The 25859-nt window shown below is 69.0% G+C and carries 20 protein-coding genes; 10 read left to right on the top strand and 10 right to left on the bottom strand.

Annotated features, from left to right (window positions below; genetic code table 11):
* Window positions 1-136: 136 nt before the first annotated feature.
* Both Dfulv_RS40195 and Dfulv_RS40190 read right to left on the bottom strand, forming a co-directional pair.
* The gene (locus Dfulv_RS40195) at window positions 137-1330 is read right to left on the bottom strand and encodes a PucR family transcriptional regulator (protein WP_259859048.1); all 1194 of its coding nucleotides are present in this window, start codon (window positions 1328-1330) and stop codon (window positions 137-139) included.
* A gap of 85 nt (window positions 1331-1415) precedes the next feature.
* A complete protein-coding gene (locus Dfulv_RS40190) occupies window positions 1416-2435 on the bottom strand; it encodes a glycoside hydrolase family 5 protein (RefSeq protein ID WP_259859047.1) in 1020 nt (339 codons plus the stop codon).
* Window positions 2436-2590: 155 nt separating this feature from the next.
* Here Dfulv_RS40190 and Dfulv_RS40185 point away from each other — a divergent pair, with 155 nt between their 5' ends.
* On the top strand, window positions 2591-4807 hold the full coding sequence (locus tag Dfulv_RS40185) for a HelD family protein (protein ID WP_259859046.1): 2217 nt from the start codon (window positions 2591-2593) through the stop codon (window positions 4805-4807).
* 812 nt (window positions 4808-5619) lie between these two features.
* Here Dfulv_RS40185 and Dfulv_RS40180 read toward each other — a convergent pair.
* Complete coding sequence (locus tag Dfulv_RS40180; RefSeq protein WP_259859045.1) at window positions 5620-6027, bottom strand: Rho termination factor N-terminal domain-containing protein; 408 nt, start codon at window positions 6025-6027, stop codon at window positions 5620-5622.
* An 11-nt stretch (window positions 6028-6038) separates the two neighbouring features.
* Window positions 6039-6932, bottom strand: coding sequence for a ParA family protein (locus tag Dfulv_RS40175; RefSeq protein WP_259859044.1), 894 nt, complete (start codon window positions 6930-6932; stop codon window positions 6039-6041).
* 98 nt (window positions 6933-7030) lie between these two features.
* On the opposite strand from Dfulv_RS40175, the gene Dfulv_RS40170 reads away from it, so the two are divergent.
* The 9 genes from Dfulv_RS40170 to Dfulv_RS40130 all read left to right on the top strand — a co-directional run bounded on the left by Dfulv_RS40170 (window position 7031) and on the right by Dfulv_RS40130 (window position 15521).
* The gene (locus tag Dfulv_RS40170; RefSeq protein WP_259859043.1) at window positions 7031-7960 is read left to right on the top strand and encodes a sulfotransferase family protein; all 930 of its coding nucleotides are present in this window, start codon (window positions 7031-7033) and stop codon (window positions 7958-7960) included.
* An 11-nt stretch (window positions 7961-7971) separates the two neighbouring features.
* Window positions 7972-8859, top strand: a complete 888-nt coding sequence (locus tag Dfulv_RS40165) for a hypothetical protein (RefSeq protein ID WP_259859042.1) — start codon at window positions 7972-7974, stop codon at window positions 8857-8859.
* A gap of 10 nt (window positions 8860-8869) precedes the next feature.
* Entirely contained in the window at window positions 8870-9421 is a 552-nt protein-coding gene (locus Dfulv_RS40160) for a cobalamin-dependent protein (RefSeq protein ID WP_259859041.1), read from the top strand.
* A gap of 119 nt (window positions 9422-9540) precedes the next feature.
* A complete protein-coding gene (locus Dfulv_RS40155; protein WP_259859040.1) occupies window positions 9541-10131 on the top strand; it encodes a MarR family transcriptional regulator in 591 nt (196 codons plus the stop codon).
* Window positions 10128-10592: a hypothetical protein gene (locus Dfulv_RS40150; RefSeq protein WP_259859039.1), complete on the top strand. Its 465-nt coding sequence runs from the start codon at window positions 10128-10130 to the stop codon at window positions 10590-10592. The genes Dfulv_RS40155 and Dfulv_RS40150 overlap by 4 nt, the downstream gene beginning before the upstream one ends.
* 77 nt (window positions 10593-10669) lie before the next feature.
* On the top strand, window positions 10670-11224 hold the full coding sequence (locus Dfulv_RS40145; RefSeq protein ID WP_259859038.1) for a cobalamin-dependent protein: 555 nt from the start codon (window positions 10670-10672) through the stop codon (window positions 11222-11224).
* 154 nt (window positions 11225-11378) lie between these two features.
* The gene (gene secA2 / locus Dfulv_RS40140; protein WP_259859037.1) at window positions 11379-13709 is read left to right on the top strand and encodes an accessory Sec system translocase SecA2; all 2331 of its coding nucleotides are present in this window, start codon (window positions 11379-11381) and stop codon (window positions 13707-13709) included.
* A gap of 12 nt (window positions 13710-13721) precedes the next feature.
* Entirely contained in the window at window positions 13722-14276 is a 555-nt protein-coding gene (locus Dfulv_RS40135; protein ID WP_259859036.1) for a cobalamin-dependent protein, read from the top strand.
* A gap of 396 nt (window positions 14277-14672) precedes the next feature.
* Window positions 14673-15521, top strand: a complete 849-nt coding sequence (locus tag Dfulv_RS40130; RefSeq protein WP_259859035.1) for a DUF2637 domain-containing protein — start codon at window positions 14673-14675, stop codon at window positions 15519-15521.
* Between the two features lie 1193 nt (window positions 15522-16714).
* Here Dfulv_RS40130 and cas6e read toward each other — a convergent pair.
* The 6 genes from cas6e to cas3 form a co-directional block, all read right to left on the bottom strand.
* Window positions 16715-17413, bottom strand: coding sequence for a type I-E CRISPR-associated protein Cas6/Cse3/CasE (gene cas6e, locus Dfulv_RS40125; protein WP_259859034.1), 699 nt, complete (start codon window positions 17411-17413; stop codon window positions 16715-16717).
* Window positions 17404-18156 (bottom strand): type I-E CRISPR-associated protein Cas5/CasD, encoded by a 753-nt coding sequence (cas5e, locus tag Dfulv_RS40120; RefSeq protein ID WP_259859033.1) that lies wholly within the window; start codon window positions 18154-18156, stop codon window positions 17404-17406. The genes cas6e and cas5e overlap by 10 nt, the downstream gene beginning before the upstream one ends.
* Complete coding sequence (gene cas7e, locus Dfulv_RS40115; RefSeq protein ID WP_259859032.1) at window positions 18153-19340, bottom strand: type I-E CRISPR-associated protein Cas7/Cse4/CasC; 1188 nt, start codon at window positions 19338-19340, stop codon at window positions 18153-18155. Before cas7e ends, cas5e begins: the two co-directional genes overlap by 4 nt.
* Before the next feature lie 16 nt (window positions 19341-19356).
* Complete coding sequence (casB, locus tag Dfulv_RS40110; protein WP_259859030.1) at window positions 19357-19965, bottom strand: type I-E CRISPR-associated protein Cse2/CasB; 609 nt, start codon at window positions 19963-19965, stop codon at window positions 19357-19359.
* Window positions 19962-21578, bottom strand: coding sequence for a type I-E CRISPR-associated protein Cse1/CasA (casA, locus tag Dfulv_RS40105; protein ID WP_259859029.1), 1617 nt, complete (start codon window positions 21576-21578; stop codon window positions 19962-19964). The genes casB and casA overlap by 4 nt, the downstream gene beginning before the upstream one ends.
* 549 nt (window positions 21579-22127) lie before the next feature.
* The gene (gene cas3, locus Dfulv_RS40100; RefSeq protein WP_259859028.1) at window positions 22128-24590 is read right to left on the bottom strand and encodes a CRISPR-associated helicase Cas3'; all 2463 of its coding nucleotides are present in this window, start codon (window positions 24588-24590) and stop codon (window positions 22128-22130) included.
* Between the last annotated feature and the right edge of the window lie 1269 nt (window positions 24591-25859).

Below are 25859 nucleotides of genomic sequence, written 5' to 3'. Positions count from 1 at the left end.
AGCGCTACGCACCAAAGTGAACCACCTCGTTTGTGGGATCCCTACAAAAGATAGCGTGGCGTTGCGCCAACAGATCCACGCAGTTACCTGCCGCAACCTCCCGTTGACGTTGGCAGTGATCCAGGTGACACCCGGCTCACTGCGCCGTCGGTGGCACGGGAGCCGGCGCGAACGGGTCCAGTCTGCCGATCGTGAGCGCGATACGGAGCGCGAACGCGTCGCGTGGTACCAAGGGGGTGAACCCGGTCACCTCACCGATCCGCCGCAGCCGGTAGCGAACCGTGTTGGGGTGCACGAACAGCCCCCGGGCGGCGCTTTCCAGGACCCCGCCGCCGGCGAAGAAGGCGTCCAGCGTCTCCAGCAGTTCACCGCCGGCCCGCACCAGCGCGCCGTAGACCTCCTGCCGCAGGATCCGCCGGGCCTCGGCGTCCCCGGCCAGGGCGCGCTCGGGGAGCAGGTCGGCCGCCGCGACCGGGCGGGGCGCGGCCGGCCAGGCGGGCGCGGCCCGATAGCCGGCGAGCGCGGCCCGCGCCGACTCGGTCGCCTCGTCCAGTGACGGCACCGCCGGCCCGACCACGACCGGTCCCTCGCCGAAGCCGACGAGCAGCCGCTCGGTCGCCGCCATCGGATCCGCCGCGCCGCCGAGCACGACCACCAGGCGGTCGCCGTGCACCCCGCCGAGGATCTCCACGCCGATCCGGCGCGCGGCGCGGTAGACGGTGTGCAGCACCGCCGCCGCCTCCCCGCCCGGGGACCTGCCGACCGCCACCGCCACCGGGGCCGCGTCGGCCCAGCCCAGCGCCGCCGCGCGGCTGGCCAGCACGTCCGAGGAGTCGCCGCGCAGCAGCGCGTCCACCAGCAGCGCCTGCAGGCGGGCGTCCCAGGCGCCGCGGGTCTCCGCCGCGCGCGCGTACACCCGCGCCGCGCCGAAGGCGACCTCCCGGCTGTAGAGCAGCACCGCCTCCCGGATCGTGTCCTGCTCCCCGGGTGCGGCCAGGTGCGGCAGTTGCTCCTCGACGACCTCGATGGTGACCCGGATCAGCTGTACCGTCTGGCCGAGGTTGATCGACCGGGCCAGCGCCCGCGGTGCCGTGTCGAAGAACTCGTCGGAGATGTCCGGCGGCAGCGGTGCGCCCTTCTCCCGGCTGCGCACCCACTCGACCAGCGACCGGACCCCGGCCTGCGCGACCAGCATGACCCAGGCCCGCTGGTCCGCAGGCAACTCGCGGAACCAGGGCAGTGTCTCGTCCATCCGCGCCACGCTGGCGGTCGCGAGCGCACCCGCGGCCCGCTCGATGGACCGCACGCTGGCCTCGAGGGAGTTCGGCACACGGACAGCTTTTCACGAGCCTCGAAGAGCCTGATCGTGTACCGGCTGTGCCGCCCCCGGCCGGCGTCCGCCGTACCACCGCGGCTCAGCGCCGGGCGGCGAGCCAGAAGCCGCCGTAGACGCCTGCCTCCCGGGCCGTCGCCCGCAGGCCGTTCGGCCCGTCGATCAGCCGGCGCCCCCACACCGTCTCCCGGCCCGGGCGGTAGCCGGAGACGACGTCGAGATAGTGGTACTCAGGGCTGTTGCCGCTCCACGACCAGCCCAGGTAGCCGAGGTTGTGCGCCACGCAGTAGGCCATGATCGCGTCCTCGTCCGGGTCGCCGTACTGGTGGATCATGGAGAACTCGCCGACCACGATCGGCAGCCGCCGCTGCACGAACGCGTCGAGATACGCGGAGACCTTGTCGGCGGTGTTGAACGGGCCGTACATGTGCACGTCGAAGATCACGTTGCGCTCGGGGTCGCTGTCGAACACCTCCGCGGCGTGGTCGTACATCAGGTGGAAGGAGTCGTTGCCCCAGTTCGGCGCGTCGGCCATGATCGCGTGCAGCAGGCCGGCCTCGCGGAGCCGCTTGATCGCGAGTTTCGTGTTGTCGACCCAGTCCGCGTTGACCGCGTGCCCGGACGGCTCGTTGGCGATGTTGATGATGACGTACGACTCCTGGCGCAGCAGCACCTTCTTCAGGGTGAGCCAGTAGTCGACCGCCGCACCGATCGTGGCCGCGCCGGGCTCGGTGCCCCAGCCCATCGTGTCGTGCACGTCGAGCACGCAGATCAGCCGGGCCGCCTTGCACCGGGCGATCACCGAGGCCACCTCGGCCGGCGTCGTGGCCGCCCACTTGTGGCCGCTGGACAGCGAGATCCGCACCGCGTTGGCCCCGGCGGCCTTGATGTCGTCGAAGACCGACGCCGGTCCCTTGCCGAACGCGTAGCCGTGGTTCACCCCGCGCAGGACGAGCGGCTCGCCGCCGGCCTCGACGAGCGTGCCGCCGACGGCCTTGATGCCGGTCGCCCCGTAGGCGGGTGAGGGGGAGATGTAGGCCACACCCAGCAACGACAGCAGGAGGGCGGGAAACGCCATCTTGACGGCGAGTCGCGTGACCACGGCCCGCGGGCTACCCCCTGGGCTGCCACCTACCCGTTTTCATGAGGTGAACCACCCCGGCGTGGGAATCGACCGGGCTCCCTGACCCAAGGTAACGTGAGCGAACCGTCGAAGTAGTACGCACAGTGCGTAAAGATCGCGGGAGGCGGAACCCGTTGGAATCCAAGGCAGCGGAGCTCGCCGCCGAACAACAGCATTTCGACCTGGCTCACAAGCACCGGGAGCGGTTGCGCGCCGAGCTGGGGGAGACGCCCGACGCGGCCGCCAACGCGGGCACGGGCCGGCGGCTCGCCATCTTCCGCCGCAACCGCAAGGAGGCGCTCGCCCAGCCCGACGAGGGCGTCGCGGTCGGCCGGGTCGACACCACCGACGACGAGGTCTACTACGTCGGCCGCGACCGGATCGTCGACGATCAGAACCAGATCCTGGTCGTCAGCTGGAAGACCCCGGTCGGCGGCCTGTTCTACGAGGCGAGCGTCGAGGAGCCGCGCGGCCTGCGGCGCAAACGGACCTTCCGCTGCGACGGCAACCGGATCCTCGACTTCGAGGACCTCGTCTTCCAGCAGCTCGCCGCCGCCGTCTCCGCGCTGGAGTCGGCGCCGCCCGAGCTGCCCGACGGTGCGCTGCTCGCCGAGCTGGACCGCGAGCGGACCGGCTCGATGCGGGACATCGTCGCCACGATCCAGGCCGCGCAGTACCGTCTCATCCGCACGCCGCTCGACCGGCTCCTCGTCATCGAGGGCGGTCCGGGCACCGGCAAGACCGCCGTCGCCCTGCACCGGGTGTCCTGGCTGCTGTACAACCATCGCGACCAGCTCCGCCCGCAGGACGTCCTGGTCGTCGGCCCCCACCCGGCGTTCACCCGCTACATCCGGTCGGTCCTGCCCAGCCTCGGCGACACCGACGTCGAGCAGCTCGACATCGACCAGCTCGGCCCGCCCGTGCAGCGCGGCCGGCCGGAGAGCCCGGAGACCCGCCGGATCAAGGGTGAGGCGCGGATGGCGCGGCTGCTGGCCCGGGCGCTCGACGCCCGGATCGGCACGCCGGAGTCCGCCGAGCGGATGCTCTTCGACGGCCGGTTCATCACGCTGTCCGGGGTGGAGGTCGCGGCCGCGGTCGCCGACGCCCGGCAGGCCGGCGGCCCCTACGCGCAGCGCCGCCAGCGCCTCCGCGCCCGCCTCGCCGACCTGGTCCGCGAGCGCGGCGGCCCGCCCGAGCCGGAGCGGCTGGCCCCGGTCGAAAACCTTCTCGAGCGGCTCTGGCCCCTGCAGAGCGCACCGGCGTTCCTGCGCGGCCTGTTCGGCTCGACCGCCCGCCTCGCCAACGCCGGCGGCGACGAATTCACCGCCGAGGAACTGGCGCTGCTGCACCGCCGGGGCGCCGACCGGCTGTCCGCGGAGGTCTGGAGCGCGGCGGACGTGCCGCTGCTGGACGAGCTGGAGGAGCTGCTCAACGGCGCTTCCCGCCGTTTCCGCCACATCGTCGTCGACGAGGTGCAGGACCTGTCGCCGATGCAGCTGCGCGCCGTGGCCCGCCGCTCGTCGACCGGCTCCCTGACCATCGTCGGCGACCTGGCCCAGTCCACCGGCGAATGGGCCCGCGACCACTGGGAGGAGGTCACCGAGCACCTGCCGTCGGAGCTGCCGATGGTGGTCCTCGGCCTGCGGTACGGCTACCGCGTCCCCCGCCAGGTGTTCGAGCTCGCCGCCCGGCTCCTGCCGATCGCCGCCCCGAACGTCCAGCCGACCCGGGTCGTCCGCGACGGACCGCGCGATCCCGGCGAGCACGTCGTGGAGCCCGGCGAGCGGCCCGGCCGGGTCGCCCAACTCGCCAAGGAACACCTCGACGCCGGCCGCTTCGTCGGCATCGTCTGCCCGGCCGCCTGCCGCGCCGAGATCGAGTTCGCCCTGCACGCCAACGACCTGCCGTGGGGCCGCGCCGACCAGGGCGAGCTGGAGCGCTCGATCAACCTGGTGTCACCGCAGGAGGCGAAGGGCCTCGAGTTCGACGCGGTGATCGTGGTCGAGCCGGAGGAGATCGTCGCCGAGGACCCGCGCGGCCACCGCCTGCTGTTCGTGGCGCTGACCCGCACGATCCGGTACCTCGACGTCGTCTGCGCCGGCCAGGTACTCCCGCTCGACCCGCCGGGCGACGTCACCGACCGGATCCCGCGCCAGCGGGTGGTGATCGAGCCCGACCCCGACCCGACGGTGGAGCTGTCGTCGCTCGACCGCCTGGCCGAGGACCTGGCCGCACTGGTCAGCGCCGGCGCCCCGGTGACAGCGTGGGACGAGGTCCTCCAGCGCACGGCGGCGCTGCTCGACGAGCGCTCGGGCCGCAGCCGCCCGAAGGGCCGCCACCACCGCCCCTGAGGGACCGGGTGCCCAGGGCCTGTCGATGCCGCGGCCCCTTGCCGGCTGTCCCTTGCCGGCTGTCCGTCAACGGGCCGCTTCGATCCGACTCCGCGTGGCGAGCCGACCTGAGGCGGGCCGCTTCACCTTCCACCCGTGCCCGACAAACCGGGCATTCAGGGAGTGTCCCAGCGCCTCAACAATGGTGGGGTCGGTCGACGTTGGTGGACACGCACCAGGTGGCTCGTCCCGGGCTGGTTCGCCTCCCGCCCGGGTCGGCTCGCCATTCGGCGGTGCCGTCGACGGGCAGCTCACCGGCAACGGCGACCGCGGTGGGTTCCGCATCGCCCGCCCCCGGCGCTGCGGTCCGCGCATCACCGTCCCGCGCATCACCGTCCCGCGCATCACCGTCCCGCGCATCACCGTCCCGCGCATCACCGTCCCGCGCATCACCGTCCCGCGCATCACTGGTCCCGTGTGTCACCGGTCCCGCACGTCACCGGTCCCGCACGTCACCGGTCCCGCACGTCACCGGTCCCGCACGTCACCGGTCCGCGTATCCGGCATTTCAGACATCATGGTGCATCGACGTTCATCCATTTGGACCAATTTCCATGATCCCGAAGACTTGATGCTGCTCCAGTGACACCAAGTCTTCGGGATCATGAAAAGTTGCCGAAATACCCGTCGACAGATGTCGATTTCATCTCGCGATGTGGTCAAGTCGAGGGTGGAAGGACCTTGCCGGCGGGAGCGTGCGCCGTTCCGGCGCCGGCCGCCTGCGGTCGAACGGCCGAAGCCGCGACGGCGCAGGTCGCGCCGATGGCCGACCCCTAGCGCGTGGCCATCCGGGTGATCGCGTCCGAGTCCAGGCGGCGGCCGACGACCTGCTCGACGATCGCCGTGATGACCTGGGCCTTGGTCGCCTTGCTCGCCACGGTCACCCCGAGCGCCTTGGCGAGGTCGCGCAACTGCTGGACGCCGAGCTTGAGATCGGCCAGGTACTGCTCGCCCGCCGGCCGGTTGGCGATCTGGCGCAGCATCGACTCGACCTCCCCGGCCGGGACCGGCAGCGGCTTGGCGGCCGCGGCGGTCTTCCGCGCCGTCCGGCCGCCCTTCGGCACCAGTTCCAGCTTCGCGGCGCCGTTGGCCAGGTCCTCCAGCTGGTCCGCGGGCAAGGTCCTGACGAAGGCGGCGACGGCGACGAGGACCTTCTGCGCGAGGTCGGCCGGGTCGGTCATGCGGGCACTCCTCAGATCCTGGTCCGCGCGAGGAACTCGCTGGTCAGCTGCTGCAGCTCGTATCGTAGGTTCTCGATCGTGGTGTTGCCCGGAGGGGCCAGCACCACCGGCAGACTACTCACCCCCGCCTCGGTGATCGCCGTTTTGCTGTCCCGAACGGTCTGCAGGAAGGCGGGGATCTCGATTTCGGCGGTTCGTTCGACCGAGGTGCGCTGTGAGTTGAGCGGCCCGGTCGCCGTCCACTGCACCATCGTGTAGATGACGCCGACGAGCTCCGGATTGATCGGCTGCGGCGCGACCGAGTTGTACTCCTCGACCAGCCGGGTGAGGCGGCCCCTCAGGTAGTCGATGCCGAGCGTCGACAGGTAGTCGGGCCGGGCGGGCACAACGACGTGGTCGCTCGCCACGATCGCGGTCCGGGTGACCATGTTGAAGTTCGGCGGGCAGTCGATGAGCACCGAGTCGTAGCCGTGGAACATCTGGTCGTTCAGGGCATCCGCGAGGGCCCGGTGGACGGGCACGTAGCGCGGGTGCTGTTTCAGGAATCGTGACCCGCCCAGGACCGCGGCCAGGTCGAGGTCGACCTCGATCAGCCCCAGGTGGGAGGCGAGGACGTCCACCTGGCCCTGGACCTTGGCGTTGATCTCCTGCGGCGTGAGCACGTACCGGTGCAGCGGCACCTCGGTCCGGCCGGCGATGAAGTCCCGGAACCAGTTCAGGATCGTCGACTGCTGCTGTTCCTCGAACTCGGCCGGCCGGTAGAAGGAGAACGTCAGGCTGGCCTGCGGGTCCAGGTCGATCAGCAGCACCTTGCGGCCCCGCGCGGCCAGTTCGGCGCCGATGTTCGCGGTCAGTGTGGTCTTTCCGACGCCGCCCTTGTAGTTGATCACGGAGACCACGCTCATCACTGCAGCATGCCATTCACCCACGGCGTTTGTCGCCGCCCCGTCGCCCCGCTAGGGTGAATTTCCTATCATGTCGATAGGATAGGGGGCCAAGCTCCATGCTGCCTGACTTCCTGGTGGCCGGCGTGCCGAAGGCGGGGACGTCGGCGTTGCACGCCGCCCTCGTGCGGCACCCGCAGCTGTTTCTGCCCGACGTCAAGGAGCCGAAGTTCTTCCTCACCGACGGCCCGCCGCCGCGCGAGGGCGGGCCGGGGGACCGGCAGACCTACCAGGAGCACGTCTGGCGGCGCGCGGACTACGAGGCGCTGTTCGACCCGGCTCCGCCGGGTGCGCTCAAGGGCGAGGCGACCCCGTTCTACCTGCACGACCTGGCGTCGCACGCCCGCATCAGCAGGCTGATCCCCGGCGTGAGGCTGATCATCGTACTGCGGGATCCGGTCGACCGGGCGCACTCGAACTGGTCGCACCTGTGGGGCGCCGGGCTGGAGCCGGAGGCCGACTTCCTCGCCGCCGTCGAGCGGGAGCCGGAGCGCAAGCGCAAGGGCTGGGCAGCGTTCTGGCACTACACCGAGCTCGGGCACTACGGCAGCCAGTTGCAGCACCTGCTGCGGTACTTCCCCCGCGAGCAGATCCTGCTGCTGCGCTACCGCGATCTGCGTGACGATCCCGGCAGTACCGTCGACCGGGTCTGTGCTTTTCTGGGGGTGGAAACCGGGCAGGTGACCGAGATTCCGCCGGAGAACGTGCGCCGCTACGTCGCCGACACGCCGTCGAACGCGGTCCTGCGCTTCCTGCTGCGCAACGGTGGCAGGATCGGGCACCGGTTCCCGGTGCCGGTGCGGCGGGCCTTCCGCGGGCCGCTGCTGGCGCTGCTGCACCGCGAGCACGGACGGCGGCCGAGGGTCACCCCGGAGCAGCGGGCCGCGCTGCTGCCCCGGTTCATCGACGAGATCGAGCTGCTGCAGGAGGTCTCCGGTGAGTCCTACGCCGACTGGCAGAGCCTGCACCACGCGAGCAACTACCACTAGGAGTCTGGCCAGTGTCACGCTTTCCGCTGCCCCGCTGGGCCGGCGCAACCGTTGTCGTCGAGCCTCCCGCGACCGGTCCCGGCACCTGGGCGGGCGGCCCGAGTGCCGTCGTGCACGGCGGGGAGACCTTCCTGGCGTACCGTCTGCGCCGCCCCATCGGCGAGGGCCGCGGTTATGCCAATGTCGTGGCCCGCTCCGGCGACGGTGAACGGTTCACCACGGTCACGGAGGTCGGCAAGGAGCGCTTCGGCGGCGCGTCCCTGGAACGCCCGGCGCTGGTGGTGACCCCCGAGGGACGCTGGCGGCTGTACGTCAGCGTGGCGACGCCCGGCACCAAACACTGGCGGGTCGACCTGCTCGAGGCCGACGAGCCGGAGAAGCTCGCGGAGGCCCCCGCGGTGACGGTACTGCCCGGCGACGCGACCGCCGGCGTGAAGGATCCGGTCCTGCACTTCGACGGCCGTCGCTGGCACCTGTGGGCCTCGGTCCACCCGCTGGAGTCGTGGGAGCACGCCGACCGGATGTCCACCTGGTATGCGACCAGCCCCGACGGCCTGGACTGGACCTGGCGGGGCGTGGCGCTCGCACCGCGGCCGGGCGAGTGGGACGCGCGAGGCGTCCGGGTGAGCGCCGTCGTCCCGGTGGAGGGCGGCCTCCTGGCCTCCTACGACGGCCGCGCGACCGCGGAGGAAAACTGGGAGGAGCGCACCGGCACGGCAACCGCGCCCCTGCGGGCGGACGGCACGTATGGCGAGTTCGAGCCCGCCCCGGGCCGGCCCTGCCAGTCCCCGTTCGCCCCGCACGGCCTGCGATACCTGACCGCGGTGCCGGGCCGCATCTACTACGAGGCGACCCGCCCCGACGGCGCCCATGAGCTGCGCACGGAGGTGCGCGCCTAGACTCTTTGCCGTGACCGACCTGGTGTTGATCCTGCGGTACCGCAAGGCGGTGACCTACGGTCATCACGTGCTGCTCGCCGCGCTGGAGGAGCACGAGACCACCACGCGCTACCAGGTCGTCTTCGCCGAGTCCGAGCGCGCCACCGTCGAGGCCGTCCAGGCCGCCGCCGGCCGATCGAAGACACTGGTCCTGTGGTCGTTCTGCTCGCCGGACGCCGCCACGCTGGGCGAGGAGCTCCAGCGAATCAAGGCCGCCGCCCCGGGCGCGGTTCACGTCGCCGGCGGGGTGCACGCCACGGCCGAGCCGGTCCGGACCCTGGACGCAGGCTGGGACATCGCCGCCGTGGGGGAGGGTGAGAGCACACTGCTGTCGCTGGTCGACGGCGGCGGCGACCCCCGCGGCATCACCGGCCTGGTCTACCGTGACGAGTCCGGTGCCCTGGTCAGGACTGGTAAGGCCCACCGGGAGCCGCTGGGGCGGTATCGGGCCTTTCCCCTGACGTGCAAGCGGATGAACCCGATCGAGATCACTCGGGGATGTGTCTACGCGTGCGCGTACTAGCCCCAACTACCCGCTGACGGCGGCGCGCGCAACGGCCGTATGTCTGAGCCCGAATCGCCTCGCTCTTGTCGGCGCCGGAGTGCCCATGTTTGCACTAGCTGCAAGATATGATGCAGGTTGTGCAAGTAAGGTCTCGGCTGCTACCCCTGCTGCGCTCGCCGTTGATCGGCGAGCTGCTGGCCTGGCTGTTCCTGCACCCGGAGACGAGCAGTTCAGTGGTCGAATTGGCCCGCCGGTTCAAGGTTTCCCAGTCGACCATCAGCCGGGAGGTCAGCCACCTTGCGGCAGCCGGCCTCGTGCGCGAGGAACGGCGGGGGCGGTTGCGCCTGGTCGGGGCGGATCTCAACAATCCGCTCGCCCGTCCGCTCACCGAACTGCTGGCGCTGACCTATGGCCCAGCCGCCGTCCTGGCCGATCTGCTGTCGGGGATCGGTGGTGTCGACGAGGCGTATATCTACGGCTCGTGGGCGGCCCGCTACACCGGCACCGCCGGACCTGCGCCCCGCGACGTCGATGTGCTGGTGGTAGGCGACGCCGACGACGACGACCTGGCGGACGCGGCCCGGTCCGCCGAGCGGCGACTCGGCCGAGAGGTCAACGTGCATCGTGTCTCCGCCGCCGCGTGGCGGTCGGCGGACGACGATCCCTTCCTCGCGTCGGTGCGTTCCCGCCCGTCGTACCCGATCCTGGAGCCTGGAGACCGATCGTGAGATGGCAACAGGGTCGAGAGGCCCTGGACGGCATGATTGCTCGGGGTGAGCTGGAGCGCGTGCCGGCCAGCCGCGACCACGCCGACGTTCTGTTGGCCCAAGCCCGCCGGCATCTCGCGTCCGCGGACGCCATCGCGGACTCCGACCCGGCCGGCGCGTATCAGTTGCTCTACGACGCTGCGCGCAAGTCGTTGGCCGCCGTGCTGGAGAACCAGGGCCTGCGGGCGACGAGCCGAGGCGGCCACATCGCGGTCCGCGAGGCGGTCACGGCGCAGCTCGATCCGCCGCTCGGCGGGGTGTTGCGCCCGTTCGACCGCCTCCGCCGTCGCCGCAACCAGGTCGAGTACCCGTCAGCCTCGGCGCCGAGCATCAGCGCGGACGAAGTGGAGCGCGACGTTCCCAAGGTCGAGCAGATCCTCGACCTGGCGGCCCGGGTTCTGGATCAGATGAGCCCGTTCTAAACGCCGCACAAGCAGTCACAGCAACGTCAGGCGTGCCAGGCTCCGGCGTGGGTCGGGAGTTCTGGCAGGATGGCGCGGTGGGCGGCTGCGACCTGGTGTTGATCCTGCGGTACCGCAAGGCGGTGACCTACGGTCATCACGTGCTGCTCGCCGCGCTGGAGGAGCACTCCACCGCGACGGACTACCGGGTGGTTTTCGCTGACTCGGCCGTCGCCACCGTGACGGCGATCCGGGAAGCGTGCGCCGGGCGGGTCCTCGTGTTGTGGTCGTTCTATTCGCCCGACGCGGCCGCGCTCGCGGAGGAGCTCGCTGGGATCAAGGCGGCCGCGCCCGGAGCGGTGCACGTGGCCGGGGGTGTGCATGCCACGGCGGAGCCGGTGCAGACGCTCGATCAGGGGTGGGACATCGCCGCGGTCGGCGAGGGGGAGAGCACGCTGCTCGCGCTCGTGGACAGCGCCGGGGACCCGGCCGGCGTCCAGGGCCTCGTCTATCGCGATGCGACCGGCCGCTTGGTGCGCACCGGCAAGGCCCATCGCGAGCCGCTGGGCCGGTATCGGGCCTTTCCCCTGACGTACAAGCGGATGAACCCGATCGAGATCACTCGGGGATGTGTCTACGCGTGCGCGTACTAGCCCCAACTACGCAGTCGCACCGGAAACGTCGAGGCGGCTCCGGCAGCTGAGTCCTCAGGCGATGCCTGGGGCCAAGGCACGGCTTCGCGTTGGCCGGTCGGCGTTCAAGCCGGCGATCAGCACGTGCGGGGGTTAGCCTCGGATGATGGGGCGATTGGAGCAGTTGCGTGATCCGTCGTCGTGGCGGCGGGCTCTTGTGCTGGTGCGACGGTTCCGCCAGGAGCCAGGTACGGCGAATCTGCGCCGGTTCGATCCGTTGGTCGAGGCCGTCCTGAGCGAACGCGCTGCGCTTCATGGGCTTGACGACCAGACGTTGTCCGAGCGCGCCCGACTCACGGCGAACGCGGATCTTGCCGATGACGGCGATCTGGTGGGATTTCTCGCGGTGGCGAGCGAGGTTGCGCGGCGCCGGCTGGGGATGGAGCCGTTCGAGGTGCAGTTGCTGGCCGCGGTGAGCATGCTCCGCGGCCGTGTGGTGGACATGGAAACCGGCGAGGGCAAGACACTGGTGGGGTTCCTTGTCGCTGCCGGGCTGGCTGTGACCGGCAGGCGGGTGCACGTGCTCTCGGCCAACGACTATCTGGCTGGTCGGGATGCACAAGCGGGGGCGGCCTTGTTCGCGGCGTTCGGTCTGTCGTGTGCGGCGGTGGTCGATGGCATGGACCATGCTGACCGGCGGGCGGCGTACCGCAGCGATGTGGTCTACGCGACCGTGCATCAAGTGGGATTCGATCTGCTTCGGGACCGGCAACGGTCGACCGACGCCCAGCGGTTGGTGCCGGAACTGGACGCGGCGGTGATCGATGAGATCGACGCGGTGCTGCTCGACGATGCGATGGTCCCATTGGTGATCGCCGGGGACGCCGAACCACGGCCGGAAGAAGCGGCACTGGCCGAGGTGGTCGCTGCGATGACTGCGGGCGTGGAGTACGAGGTCGACGGCGAGCGGCGCAACGTGTCGTTCAATGAGGCGGGGATCACGGCGCTGGAGGAGCACCTCGGGGTCGACGACCTGTACGCCGAGGATTACGTGGCGTTGCTGACGACGGCGCATGTGGCGTTGCACGCGCACGCGCTCGTGGATCGCGATGTGCACTACATCGTGGCCGACGGTCAGGTACGACTGATTAACGACAGCCGCGGAAGGGTCGCCGACCGGCAGCGGTGGCCCGACGGTCTGCACGCCGCGATCGAGCGCAAGGAAGGCCTCGCGGTGACCGCGCGGGCCGAGGTGCTCGACCAGATGCTGGTCGAGACCGTGGCTCGTGGCTATCGGGACATCACCGGGATGAGCGGCACCGCGCTGGACGCATCCGAGCGTCTGGCGGAGGACTTGGACCTGCGCACCGGCGCGATCCCGACCAACCGGCCCGGCATCCGCGTCGACGAGCCCGACCGGCTGTATCTGACCGCCGAAGAGCGCGACGCGGCCGCGGCCGAGCGGGTGCATGCCGCTCATGCGGCCGGTCAGCCCGTGCTGATCGGCACGGCGAGCGTGGCGGACTCCGAGCGCTTCGCCGGGCTCCTGGCCGATCGCGGCATCGGCGCGGTCGTGCTCAACGCCAAGAACGACGCCGCGGAAGCCGAGATCATCGCCCGCGCCGGGGAGCACGCAGCGGTCACCGTCTCCACGCAGATGGCCGGCCGTGGCGTCGACATCCGGCTCGCATCGCGGGCCGCCGCGGCGGGCGGACTGCTCGTGCTCGGCCTCGGGCGGTACGACAGCGCCAGACTCGACCATCAACTGCGCGGCCGGGCCGGCCGGCAGGGCGACCCGGGCCGTTCGGTGTTCTACACCAGTCTCGACGATGACGTAGTGACCGAGCACCTGATCATCGGGTACGACCCGCGATCGGTGGACGCGGACGGGCGAATCCACGACAAACGGTTTCGCCGAATATACGAGCACGCCCAGCGTGTCGCCGACGGCAAGCTCCTGCAGCTGCATCGCACCACCCGCCGCTATCACACGGCCACCGATCAGCACCGGCGGCTGCTGCTCGACATCCGCGAACGACTCCTCACCGACCCGGCCGCGCTTGACGACTACCTGGCCCGCGTCTGGCCCGTCGGCTCCGACCGGCCGCACGCGTGGACACGGCCGGACCGGCGCCGGCTGGCGGTCGAGGTGGCGCTCTACCACCTCGACCGCGCCTGGACCCGCCACTTGAACCTGCTGGCCGAGGTCCGCGAGGGCATCCATCTGCGGGTACTCGGGCGGCAGGACCCGCTCGACGAGTTCAACCTCATCGCCATCGACGACTTCCGCGCCCTGGCGGAAGCGGCCACCGCAGCCACCCGGCACACCCTCGACGCGGCATCCGAGAACGCCACCACCCTCGCCGACCTCGGCCTGCGACGTCCGTCGTCCACGTGGACGTACATGGTCGCCGACAACCCCTTCGGCTCCGAGGCCGACCGGTTCTTCGAGTTCATCGGGCAGGCGCTGCGCGGTGGCCGGCCCCCGGCCATTTCCTACACCTGACAGGATGGGCGGGTGAGCGGCCTTGACCTTGTCCTGATCCTGCGGTACCGCAAGGCGGTCACCTACGGCCATCACGTGCTCCTCGCGGCCCTCGAGGAGCACGGGACCTCGACCTCCTACGGAGTCGTCTTCGCCGAGTCCGCGGCCGCCGCGGTCGAGGCGATCCAGCAGGCCAAGGCCGAGCGGACCCTGGTCCTGTGGTCGTTCTACTCGCCCGACGCGCTGGCGCTCGCCGAGGAGCTCGCCGCCATCAAGGAGCAGGCGCCCGGTGCGATCCACGTGGCGGGCGGCGTGCACGCGACGGCCGAGCCGGTGCGGACGCTTGACGCGGGCTGGGACATCGCCGCGGTGGGCGAGGGCGAGAGCGCGCTGCTAGCGCTGGTCGACCAGGCCGGCGACCCGAAGGGCATCCAGGGCCTGGTGTTTCGCGACGACAACGGCACCCTGATCAGAACCGGCAAGGCCCACCGCGAGCCGCTGGGCCGGTATCGGGCGTTTCCGCTGACGTACAAGCGGATGAACCCGATCGAGATCACTCGGGGATGTGTCTATGCGTGCGCGTACTAGCCCCAACTACGTACTCAGCACCGGAAACCCAACAGACGGTTCCGGGTAGCTGAAACAGCTGGTCGGAACTCTGATCCGGAGGTTTCCGACCATGGAACACCCAACCTGGTGCGACCCAACACGGTGTACGGCGGACCCAACCACGCAGATCGACGGCTACCGGCTCGGCGCCGGTGGCGAACACCTCTCGGCCCTGGTCTCGCTGGAGCTTACGACGTGCCTGCGGTTGTCGGCACGGTCCGGCACGGCGTGGTTGAGCGAGGCGGTCGCACCGTGGAGGTGCGCACCGTACTTGAACGTCAGGATCGGCGAGACTGAACTGTCCATGGCGGCAGAGGACGCTGCCCCGGTGCTATCGGCTCTTTTGGCCCTCGCCGATCTTGCGGTGGTGCGCGGATGAGCCGCGTAGACAGCGCCATCCGCGCAGCGGCGGGCGTGACCGTCGTGGCGCTCGCCGGTATCGCCGGTGCGATCTCGTACAGCCACATGACCGAACTCGCGGACGCCCACGGCGAGGTGGGATGGCGAGCGCACATGTTCCCGCTGTCGGTCGACGGCATCGAGATCGTGGCGTCGCTGGTCCTGCTCGCGGACAAGCGCGCCGCGCGGAGTTCGGGCTGGCTGCCGTGGGCGGCGCTGATCGCGGGTACCGGCGCGAGTTTCGCCGCGAACGTGGCGGTAGGTGGCGCAGACTGGATCGGCCGGGCAGTGTCTGGCTGGCCTGCGTTCGCCTTGCTGATCGCAGTGAAGCTCCTGTTCGGTTTGCTCGATCACCCAGCAGGGCAGCCGGCACCGCCTCAGCCACTCAGGCAGGTCCCGGCGCAGATCGGCCCTCCCCGGCCCGTCCCGGAAGAACCGGAACCCGTCCCGGACGGGAGCGACGCCTTCCGGGAAGGCCGGCGTGGCAACTGTGCTCGGGACGCCGACGGGAACGACGTGAAGGAGGACGGCCCCCTCGTGGAACGTCCAGACTTCAGTGAATTTGCTGACTGGCACCGCACCCTCGACCAAACGCTGCCACCGGACGTCGTGGCACTGCTACCGGCGGCGCGGCAAGCTCGGGCGGAACTCGCGGCGGCGGGCCGAGCAGCATCACGTGAAGCTCTCGCTCGTCAGCTGCGAGCGAACGGACATGCAGCATCAAATGCCCGGATTTCGGCGGTTCAGAAGGCGCTGCTCATTGAGTCTTCGGCAGTCGAACCTGACGAGGAAATTCAATATCAGGACGGATCCAGACGAAATTGATACCCACGCGCATAGTGGTGCTCCTACGGCCCGGACCGGATCGAGCAAGGCGTTACCGTCATCCCGGGTGTGCTCCGCGGACCTTCCCCAGGTCCTCCTCACGGGCGAGGTCGTTCCCACGCGCGTGGGGGTGCTCGGTCTGGGCCGTCGTGCAGACCGTGCTCAACCTGTCTTCCCGACGCGCGTGGGAGCGCTCCGTGCGGGTAGTGGTCGCTGTGGAGGTCGTCCCACAAACGTGGGGGTGCTCCCTGGTCCCCCGTCAAGGAGACGGCCGAGCCGATGTCGTCTCCACACGCGCGGGGATGTTCCTCCTGGAACAACCTATTCAAGATCGCCTACAATTTCGGCGTGGCACGCCCGAGTCCGCCGGTACGGTTCACGCGGCACGCGCAACCGCGTATCGATGCAAATCGCACGACTTGATCTCTGGAGCCGCAGCTCACGAAGTGTCGTCCCACGCGTGTGGGGGTGCTCCCTCCGCGACCACTGTCAACCTCGACTTCGGCACGTCGTCCCCACGCGTGTGGGGGTGCTCCGGCGTTCTTCGCCGACGTGAACCTATGGGAGAGGTCGTCCCCACGCATGTGGGGGTGCTCCCTTCAGAGCGTGCGTGAGGGTGCCCGGTGCGTAGTCGTCCCCACGCGTGTGAGGGGTGCTCCGGCCGCGAAGGCATCTACGTCCGCGTCACCTCCGTCGTCCCCACGCGCGTGAGGGTGCTCCATTCATCCCCGAGGTCGCGCGCATGGGCCGATCGTCGTCCCCACGCGTGTGGGGGTGCTCCACTTATCCCCGAGGTCGCGCGCATGGGCCGATCGTCGTCCCCACGCGTGTGGGGTGCTCCGAAAGTCGACACCGACCCCGTCCAGGTCCAGGAGTTATCCCACGCGCGGGGGGCCGCTCCGATCACGCTGCGGGACGCCGACCTCGGTGTTTCCCGCGTGGGGGTGCTCCCTCCGGCCCGTGCTTGGGAGAGAGTGCGAGGATGTCGCCCCCGCGCACGTGGGGGCGACGTTTTGCCCGAGCGGATCGCGCCGGTCCAGACGGGAGCACCCCTACGCGCGTGGGGAAGACACCCTGTCGGCATTCGGCGCATCGACATCCAGGGCCCGCCTCAGGGGTCACTTCATGACCTGCAGATTTGTCTGCCATAGGAGCCGATTTTGTTCAGTAGGTATCTGGATCGAGTTGAGGAGTCATGTTGGCGTCCGGGCGGGGGCAAGGCTGATCATGCCGCATCCGTACGCCTTGGCTCGGCCGATGCCATCGCGGATAGCAGTGGTGAATAACGCCGTGTCGATGACGACGAGGTGGCCCTCGAACCGGACCGGTTCGACCGTGATCGAGCCGGCATCGCCGGCGCGGCGCCGCCCCGTTGACGTTGGGCATGGCGATGGCGCCAGGTCGGGCTGGCCGTTGGCGCCTGTCGGGATGATGAAGCCGCAGCGTTCGGCCTGCCGTACCAGCCAGCAGACCTGGTCGTCAGGCTTCCGTAGGGGCACCTTGCGGCCCTGCGGACGTTTGCCGTCGAGGCGTGGAGGGGCGTCGACCCGTGCGATCGTGCGCGTCGGATTGGCGACCAGCCGGAACGCGAATCGCCGGCCCGGGGCGATGGCGTCGAGGACGGGCTGCATGCTGCGGACTTCAGGCGCACCGCTGACGTATCCGGACGGCAGCCGACTCCAGTCAGGCTCGCTGCCGCTCTGGACGTACTGCGTGAAGCCGCGCTGGGCGTTGTCGAGTCGCCACAGGACCGCGTGCGCCTGCCGCGCGGGTTCGTCGTTGGCGACTTCCCCGAAGGCGGACATTACCGTTCGGTGCATCTCGCGGACGTCAGCGTAGTCGCGGCGAAACTCGCGGGAGGTGGGATCGATGACCAGCTTGCTCAGGTACACGCGTCCGCCTCCTGCGGGATCATGCCATCCGTGAGCGGGACCTGCCCACGCAGGAACGTCCGGGCGCGGAACGTCCTGCGGTCGCGGGCGAAGTTGACAGGGTAGTCATAGCTCAGTTCGGCCAGCGGATGCGCCTGGTCGCAGTCGACGACCGTTCTCAGCGGGGTGCGTTGCGCTCGTCGACGCTCCCTGACCCGGACATCGGCCCGATTTTCCAGCCACGGATGCCCAGCGAGGACGCCCTCCAGCTCTTCGGCGATGAGCCCGGCGCCGGACAGCGGCCGAGCCGCTCCGTCGACCGGAGGCACGACCAGCGGCCGAGACGGGACAAATGCCTTACGCCCCAGGTATAGCGGCCAATGAGGCTGTAACACCGCTCGGTTGAGCGTGTCGAGCAGCTCCGGCTCTCCCTCAAGAACAACAAGGAACAGCGCGTCGGCCAGGTAGTACCGCTGGCTCTCGATGGTCCGGTGCCCGGAGCCGCTGGTCGTCGGCACGTTCTGCACGGTGTGGTAATCGCGTTCGAGGATGCCCTCGCGGTCGACCCGAACGCCCATCCGTAGCGCCGCGAGCCGGGCTATGCCAGATTCATTGTCGCGGCTCACGCCGAGGGCGCAGCACAGTAGGCCCACCACGCCGGACTTGGTGGGCTCGGTGGCGGTGTCGCGGATGGTGGCCCGTCCGCGCAGCCCCCATGACTGCATGGGTGCATCCAGGCATAGAGCGAGGCACCGGATGGTCACGGCCGGACCTGCGCGGCGGTCAGCGTCCGGGAGATCAGGTCATCGACGGTGCCGGCGATCTCGGCGTCGAAGTCGCCGGCCGCACCGGCGTCACTGAGGTCGGTGGTGACCGACGCGGCGATCGCGTGGACCCCCTCGCCGCCGTAGAACCGCTGCAACTTGCCGAAATGAGACAGCATCCGGGTCGTGGAGTTCGTCATGAAATCGCCGTTGTCGACGGGCTTGAGGAAGGCATTGGCGAGGTTCCACGCACCACGGTTGCGGACCACCGTCAGCAGCGTTTCAGGCATGGTCCTTGCGGCCATGGAGTTCTGCTTGCCGCTGGGAACAGCGTTGATAAACGCGGTCAACCACGCCTGGGCTGTCCGGGCGACCAGGTCGCTGTCGCCGGCCAGGTTGCTCCCGAGCTGACCGAGGTCGAGATTGGCGTACCGGTAGTAGCAGGCAGCGTTGAAGTCGACGGTACCGATCATGTCGGCGCCGGACTCGTCGTCGGGCTTCAGGTCGTCGACCGCTGTGTAGTAGTCGTACTCGTTGACAACGGCATGAGTCGACAGGGCATGGGCGACCTGGCATGCAGCGTTTACGTTGAAATCCTTGTTGTCGGCGATCATCCGGCCGAACAGGGCCACGTCAGCGACACGGCCCGCGTCGAGGATCCGGCGCGCTTCGGCAAGGGTCGCCTTGTCCGGCCGAACCTTCGATGAGCGGTCGTCGGCATCGGTTTCGCCGGTCTTCGCCTTCGAAGCGGCTTTTCTCGGCGCGGCGCTAGCGGCCACCGCTGCTGCGGAGAGCTTGTCCCAGTCCCGCCCGCAGTATTCGGCCAGCAGTTCGCTTGCCTGCCGACCAACGAACAGCAGGTATTGGGTGAGCTTCTTCTCGGCCAACCGAAACCCGAACGCGACGATGGCCTGCTCGACGACGGCTTCCGCGGCCTGCTGGTCCCGGCCCGCAGCTACGAGGATTTGTACCGTATCTTGCAGCAGCCGCTTGGTGCGCACCCCAGTCTCGTCAGGGGCCAGACCGTACTCCTGAAACAGCAACCGAGCCGAGCGCTTCATACACTGGCTGGAAATCCGCCCCCGAGGATGGCCGCCGAATGTGGCGGTCTTGGGCTGGCCGACGTCGTCGCGGTTCAGGTTGCTTACCGGGAACGACTGCAGCAGGTGCAACTCGATGATCACGACGCTCCTTGACAGGTCAGGCGGTAGCAGGTTCGGCGGAGGCAGCCGCGGGCGTGTCGGACTGATCGGTGCCTCGGGCGGGGCGTTGGGGGCGGTAGAAGTCACGGGCCCAGCGAAGCCGGACCGTGTGCGCCGCATCGGCGGTGAACTCGTGGCTGAGCAGCACAACCAGGTCGTCCAGCAACATGTGGAAGTCGAGGGTGATCTCGGCCGAGCGCAGCAGTGTCATGACCTGACGTAGGTAGTGCGGTAGGTCCCGCCCGCCGACCGACAGCAGTTGCTCCAGCCGCCGCCGTGCGGGATCGCCCCGCCCGCCGGCGGCCAGCACCTGCATAGCTCCGCCCACCGACCGCCAGCGTGCGGTCGGTGGCTGCGGGTGCAGGGCGAACAGCCCGGCCACCAGGAGCCAAGCCCGCTGCTCCGCCGCGGGCGGATCGAAGGGGAAGACGATGCTGTACGCCTCAACCTCGCGCTGCGGTCCGGAGAAGCTTCTCCGGAGTTTGGCGAGTTTCTGTCTCGCCTTAGCCACCGCGGGGCCTTCCTGGCTCAGCGCGGCGTTCAGCCCGTACAGGGCCTGGACGAACCGTCGGCGCCGGTCGAAATAAGAGTTGCCGTCGCTGGTCATGCCGCTTCCTCCCAGGTGGCGCACGCGGCCACCTCGCTGTGGTACACCGACACCAGATGGGCCACCAGGCCCTGGAACCGGCCGTAGCATTCGCCGACGGCCATCAGCGTCCGGCCCGGTCGAGGAGAACCCTCCGCCCAGCGCTGCGCAGCCGTGTCCGCGATACGCCGGACCGCCCTGGCCCACGTATCCGCCGCGGGCAGCTCGCTGCGGCCGGTACTCATCGCTTCGGCAAGTTCCCGCAAGAACTGGTCGAACGGCTGGGGCAATCGCGGCCAGTACCCCCGCACCAGGTCCTCGGACGGTGCGGCTCGCATCGCAGCCCGGTAATCACGTTCCAGGACGCGCAGTCCACGTCCGATGTCGTCAGCCAGTCCCACGGCGTAGCCGAGGATCTGTTCGATCCGGGGCTCCTTGGCGCGCAGCAGGGCAACTGGTGCGGCAACTGACTCTTCCAAGACACCGCGAACGATCGCGCCCTTAGGGTCGAGTTGCTGGCCGAAGACACGCAGGGTGTACATAGCATCAGGCGGCAGAAAGCCTGCCTCGGAGCGTTCGGCGATCCGATCCAGCGCCAACGGCCGCTGGCGGTTTGACCCCTCTGGCGCGGCGAGGAGTAGTTCCCGTGCGTGCCGCCAAAGTCCCCGTCCAGGCATTAGTCGTACCGCCAACAGGGGTCCAACCGGTGTCGACTTACGCCGGATCGCGCGTTTGCCTTCGGTTTTCCGTGGTGGTTCGGGCCGCCAATACGCCCCCATCCACTCGTGTTCGGCCAGGCCGTCAACCTTGACTTTCGTCCCCGGAGTGATCACAGCACCGTCAATGACGGGGGCTCCGTCGCGGATGTGATGTGACAGCCAGATCCGGCGGGCCGGCCAGGTCAGCAGATCGGTCCAGCCGACTGGCGGTCGTTGGTCCGGATTCGGATCCTGCGGGGTGTCCGCCTCCCAGTCCGGCCGGTCGGCGCGGGTCGTGGTGGTGTGCGGTCGTTCGTCCCGCGGGTCGTAGTCAACCAAGTTCAGCAGGAGTGTCTCGCGCAGCGTGGCCCCCTCTACGAGCGCCACGCCAAACTGGTTACACGGGGCCTTTTCGGAGGATTTGTCGCGGCGGTACGGCGTCTTCAACCCGCCGGGGTCGAAAGCCTGGACGGTCACCAGCCAGCGGGATGCCTCCGCCGCCGTCAACTCCACAATGTCGGACGCGGTGGTGTGGTCAAAGAGTGTCGTGTTGTTGCCGGTCGAGCGGTGCGGCACGAGTTTGGCGGCACTTGACGCACCGCAAGTGGATACCGCAGCGCATTGTAAGAACGGCCGATGCGGATCGAGCAGGTCGAAACGCTGGCTCCACTGGGCGAAGTAGTTCTGCACCGGAGCGGGCGGCAGCACCCCGCCTTCCCACAGGCCCGCCCAATCGCCCGTGTCCCGTGGTCCGTACATCCGGTGCGCAAGCGCGAGAACCAACCGGTACAGCGCTGCGGTCATCGGCGGTGTCTCACCGACGATCCGTCGGAATGTGTGCGATCGGGTAAAGATCTCGGCTAAGCCGACCTCTCGGGCATTCCCGTCGAGGTCGGTGACCGGGATCCATGGCTCCGTCGTCAGGTTGAAGATCACGTCTTCCTCTCGAAACCGAGTTGGACTTGACCGTGATGTCGCGTATCACTCGATCGGGTGATTGCCGTTTTTCTGAGTGGCCCTTCACTCATCCACCCCCGCCTTCGCGGGGACGGGACAAACAGTGTCCGAAGCCGTCGACGTTAGGAGTGGATCACCCCGCTAAGCAGGAAATATCGAAGACGTTCGGTATGTCCCATCACAGCGCCGGCGCGCGCCGGGCGATGCGGCGGTAAGCATACCGTTGTCGTTAGGAGCTTGCGAAACGGTTGGAGTGCTGTGATGGGAAGTGCTCGTGCACCGCGGCCTGGGCGCCGGCGGCAATTCCAGTCGTCCGTTCGGGTCGATCTTCGTGTTCCCCGACTCCCGGCTGAGGAACACGAAGGTGTTTCGATTTCCATGCGACTTTCCCTAGCCTTCAGCCTTCGTCTGAAGTCGATCGCGAAGATCTCGGCGGTGACTCTTGCAGTCTCCGGTGTTGTCGCGGCTCTTCTCAGGCTTGCCTTGCACTGACTTGGTGCATCGTGTTGGCTCGCGGCCCTGTTGGCTTCACTTGGTTTTTGCTCGTCCGTCCGGTTTCCTGGTCTGGGTCGCGCTCTTCGGATGGAAGGTCAACTCGTACGGAAACGATGTACTTGCCCGTGGCGGAGGCGGCCGAAGGTGGATCGTTCTCGCCCTCATCTCGTCGGCCGTCGCGGCCCGTGCCAGTGTCAGCGCAGCAGTCCGAACGCGGGGAGACCATTCGGGTGGGCAGGCGACGGCGTCCGGATCGCCGTAGACGGCGTCGACGAGGTCGGGGACTTCGTCGGGCAGGCGTAGCTCAGTCCTGTTACGCAGCAGCGCCCACGTCCTCAGGAGGAGCCAGTCCGCATGGACTCGGCGAATTCCAGGTCCGATGTTCGGGCCGGACCGAGTGTCCGTGACGCCGGTGATCGCCAGCACCGGCGGTCGTGTGATGGCGCGGAAACGGTGGAGACGCCCGGCCCGCTGGATGAGGGCGTCGACTGGGGCCAGGTCACTGGCCATCACGTCGAAGTCGAGATCAAGGCTCAGGCCGAGGACGCTGGTGCCAACCACAATCGCGCTCGCCGGACGGTGCGCTCCCCGTCCGAATAGGGCGAACAGCCGCCGCTCCACCTCAAGCCGGTCAGCGACATCGCCCATGAGGAACAGCAGCTCAGGACGGTCAGCCGCTGGCAGGTTGGCGATGGCTCGCTCGAACGCAGCTCGGACGCTCTCGGCCCGGCGTCTGGTTCCCCTGATCACGGCGACGCTCTGACCGGCAGCGGCCCAGGCCAGCGCCTGCTCGACCAGGTCGGTGTCGTCGAGGCGGCACAACGCAATGGTGCGACCACTGTTGAGCGGTGATGGCGCGCAACTTCGGGTGGTTGCGCCCGACGGGTCGGCCCACGTGACCCGAGGATAAGCGGCTGTTGAGGCGTCCGGCTCGACCACGTGGCCGGCGGGGACCTCCTCGGGGAGGCAATTCAGCGCACCCGACTGCCATTGCCGAATCAGCTCATCGCGCCGAGTTGCCGCGAGCGTCGCGGACAGCAGCACCACGGGAACTCCGAGCCGGCCCAGCCAGCGCAGGGCCCGGTCGAGCACCGTCGACATGTAAGTGTCGTAGGAGTGAATCTCGTCGACGATCACAACACGGTTGGACAGCCCCACCATCGGCAGGGTGACGAACCACGAGCGGATGGCAACCTGCTCCAGTCGGTCGACGGTCCCGACGGCGATCGGCGCCACCAATCCACGGCGGTTGGTGAACCACTCGCGAGCCCGGTCATCCTGGTCGCCGGCTGGCTCGTCGATCCCGAGGCCCGAAGGGCTCAGCTCGTCCACCTCCGCGTCCCGGGTCCGGCGACGTTCGGCCGCGAGAAACTCGGCAGCGGTACCGTGCAGCAGCTTCACCTGCACCTGCGGATCAACCATGTCCTGGACCTCGGCGAACGCCTGGTTGCTGGTGGCTCGCGTGGGCATGGCCAGGTAGAACCCGGCCAACCCGAAGCGGCGTACCACCGTCGCCGTGTACTGCAGCGCAGCCTTGGTCTTGCCCTCGCCGGTCGGCGCCTCGATGGCCACGATCGCAGGCATCGTCACCGAGTTCGCGGCCTGTTCGACCAAACGCTGGACGTGCCTCGGCTCGCGTCCGAACAACCCGTGGAAACTGGTGTCCGACGGCGGGCGCCAGTTCTCCCATCGGAGTCGAGCTATTGTGTCCTCTGCCCGGGCCCGACTCAGCTCCGTGTAGGTAGGCAGGTCAACGTCGGTGCCGGCAAAGTCATCCGGGGCGACCATCCCTGAGGCGAGCCAGTCGCTGATGACCGTCAGGCCGGCCAGCGCTACTGTCCCGGCTGGCGTGAGATGCACCTGCTCCCAGGACAGGCTCGCCGGCTCCGGAAGCCCGAGCTCGGCGGCCACCACGCCAGCCATAATGTCGGCCCAGACCGCCCAACGGTCGCGGCCGTGGTGACGAATTCTTCCTCGGGCCTGCTTCCGTACGGCCGGACTGGCGAAGATGCCGTGGTGACCACCGATGGCATCGGAGATGGTCCACGCTGTTACCCGTGGAGCGCCCCACGCTTGTAGCATCCGGTCGAGATGAATCGCGGTCAGTTCCCCATGCGGAGTATCCGTGCGCCGCGCTGGTGTTTTGTCCGCTTCGACTCGCTGTACATCATCTGCCACGTAGTCCGGAAGATCACGGACGGCGATGTCGCAACGAAGCGACTGGAACGCCGGTGACAGTTTGCCGAGGTCGTGCAATCCGCAGAAGAAGGCGGTCCAGGTGCGACTGCCGCCCACGGGCTGGAAAGCCGTCTCCAGTTCTTCTCGGCAGCGTGGACCAACCAGGACCGGGTACAGCAAATCGGCGACGATCGCAGTGTCAATTAAATGGCAGACGAGCGGATGGGGGACCGTTGGGACGCCATGCTTTGCTCGACCCGCCTTACCCCAGAAAGCTCGAAGGTCGGGCAGTGGGGGAGACGGTTCCGTGCTCGACACGAGAAGCTTCCTCGCTCTACTTTCCTAGTAAGCGGTCCCGTCAACCGGGAAACCTAACCATGCCGCCGCTCTCGAATCAATCCTGCGCGTGGCTGATGGTGAGGAGGTCGAATCATACAGGTATCCAAGATCGCCTACTTTGCGTCAACGTGGCGACGTCCAAGTTCGCCAGCACGGTCAAAACGGCACGTGCAACCATGTACCGATGCAAATCGCACGACTTGATCTCTGGAGCCGCAGCTCACGAAGTCGTCGTCCCCACGCGCATTGGAGTGCTCCCCAGTGCGCCGGGTTGTCCGGGTTCGTCGCGTCGTCCCCACGCGCGTGGGGTACTCCGGCCTCCAGACTCCACCTGGGCAGCGTCGGCGCTGTCCGGATCGTCCCTACGCGCGTGGGGTGCTCCTGTGGTCACGCTCGCGCAAACCATTGAGGACCTGTCGTCTCCATGCGTGTGGCGGTGCTCCGAAGTCGGCACCGACCCCGTCCAGGTCCAGGAGTCGTCCCCACGCGCGTGGGGGTGCTCCCAGGAACCGCCACATCTCGTCGGTCAGGATCAGGTCGTCCTCGACGCACGTGGGGGTGCTCCGTGCGGCCATTCCCCGTAAGTCATCGCGTACGCATCATCCCCACGCGCGTAGGGGTGCTCCACAGAGGTGCGGACCGTGGCCGAACGTCACTGGGTTGTCCCCACGCCGGGGGTCCGACGTTCCGGTTGAGCGTGTCCGTGGTCTTGCCGTCGTCCCCATGTGCGTGGGGCTGCTCCCGCCTTGATGGCGGTGGTGGCCTCGTCGACGGCTTCGTCCCCTCGGGGGTGGGATGTTCCCGGCGCTTGGACGAAGCCGACCGGCGCGAGTAGTCGTCCCTACGCTCGTGGGGGTGCTCCAGTGATTATCGCGAGAACGATCCAGGTGATCGGGTCGTCCCTACGCTCGTGGGGGTGCTCCGATGTGGTCGAACGGTTCGGTGGTACCGGTGTCGTTGTCCCCACGCGCGTGGAGGTGCTTCGATCGTGTCCTCGACGACGAGGTAGCAGCCGGGGTCGTCCCCACGTGCGTGGGGGTGCTCCCGCCTTGATGGTGGTGGTTGCCTCGTCGACGGTGTCGTCACTACGCGCGTATGGGTGCTCCCGCCTCAGGGTCGCGGTTCGCCGCAGTGGGCATGTCGTCCCCACGCGCGTGGGGGTGCTCCCGTGAACGGGACGAGGTAGCCGCCGTTCGCGTCAGCGTCCCCACGCCTGTGGGGGTGCTCCGCTGGGCCGGGCGACGAGCC

Origin of the sequence: Dactylosporangium fulvum (assembly GCF_025137375.1) — a bacterium.
Taxonomy (GTDB): Bacteria; Actinomycetota; Actinomycetes; order Mycobacteriales; family Micromonosporaceae; genus Dactylosporangium; species Dactylosporangium fulvum.
This window is presented reverse-complemented; position numbering and strand designations above follow the sequence as displayed.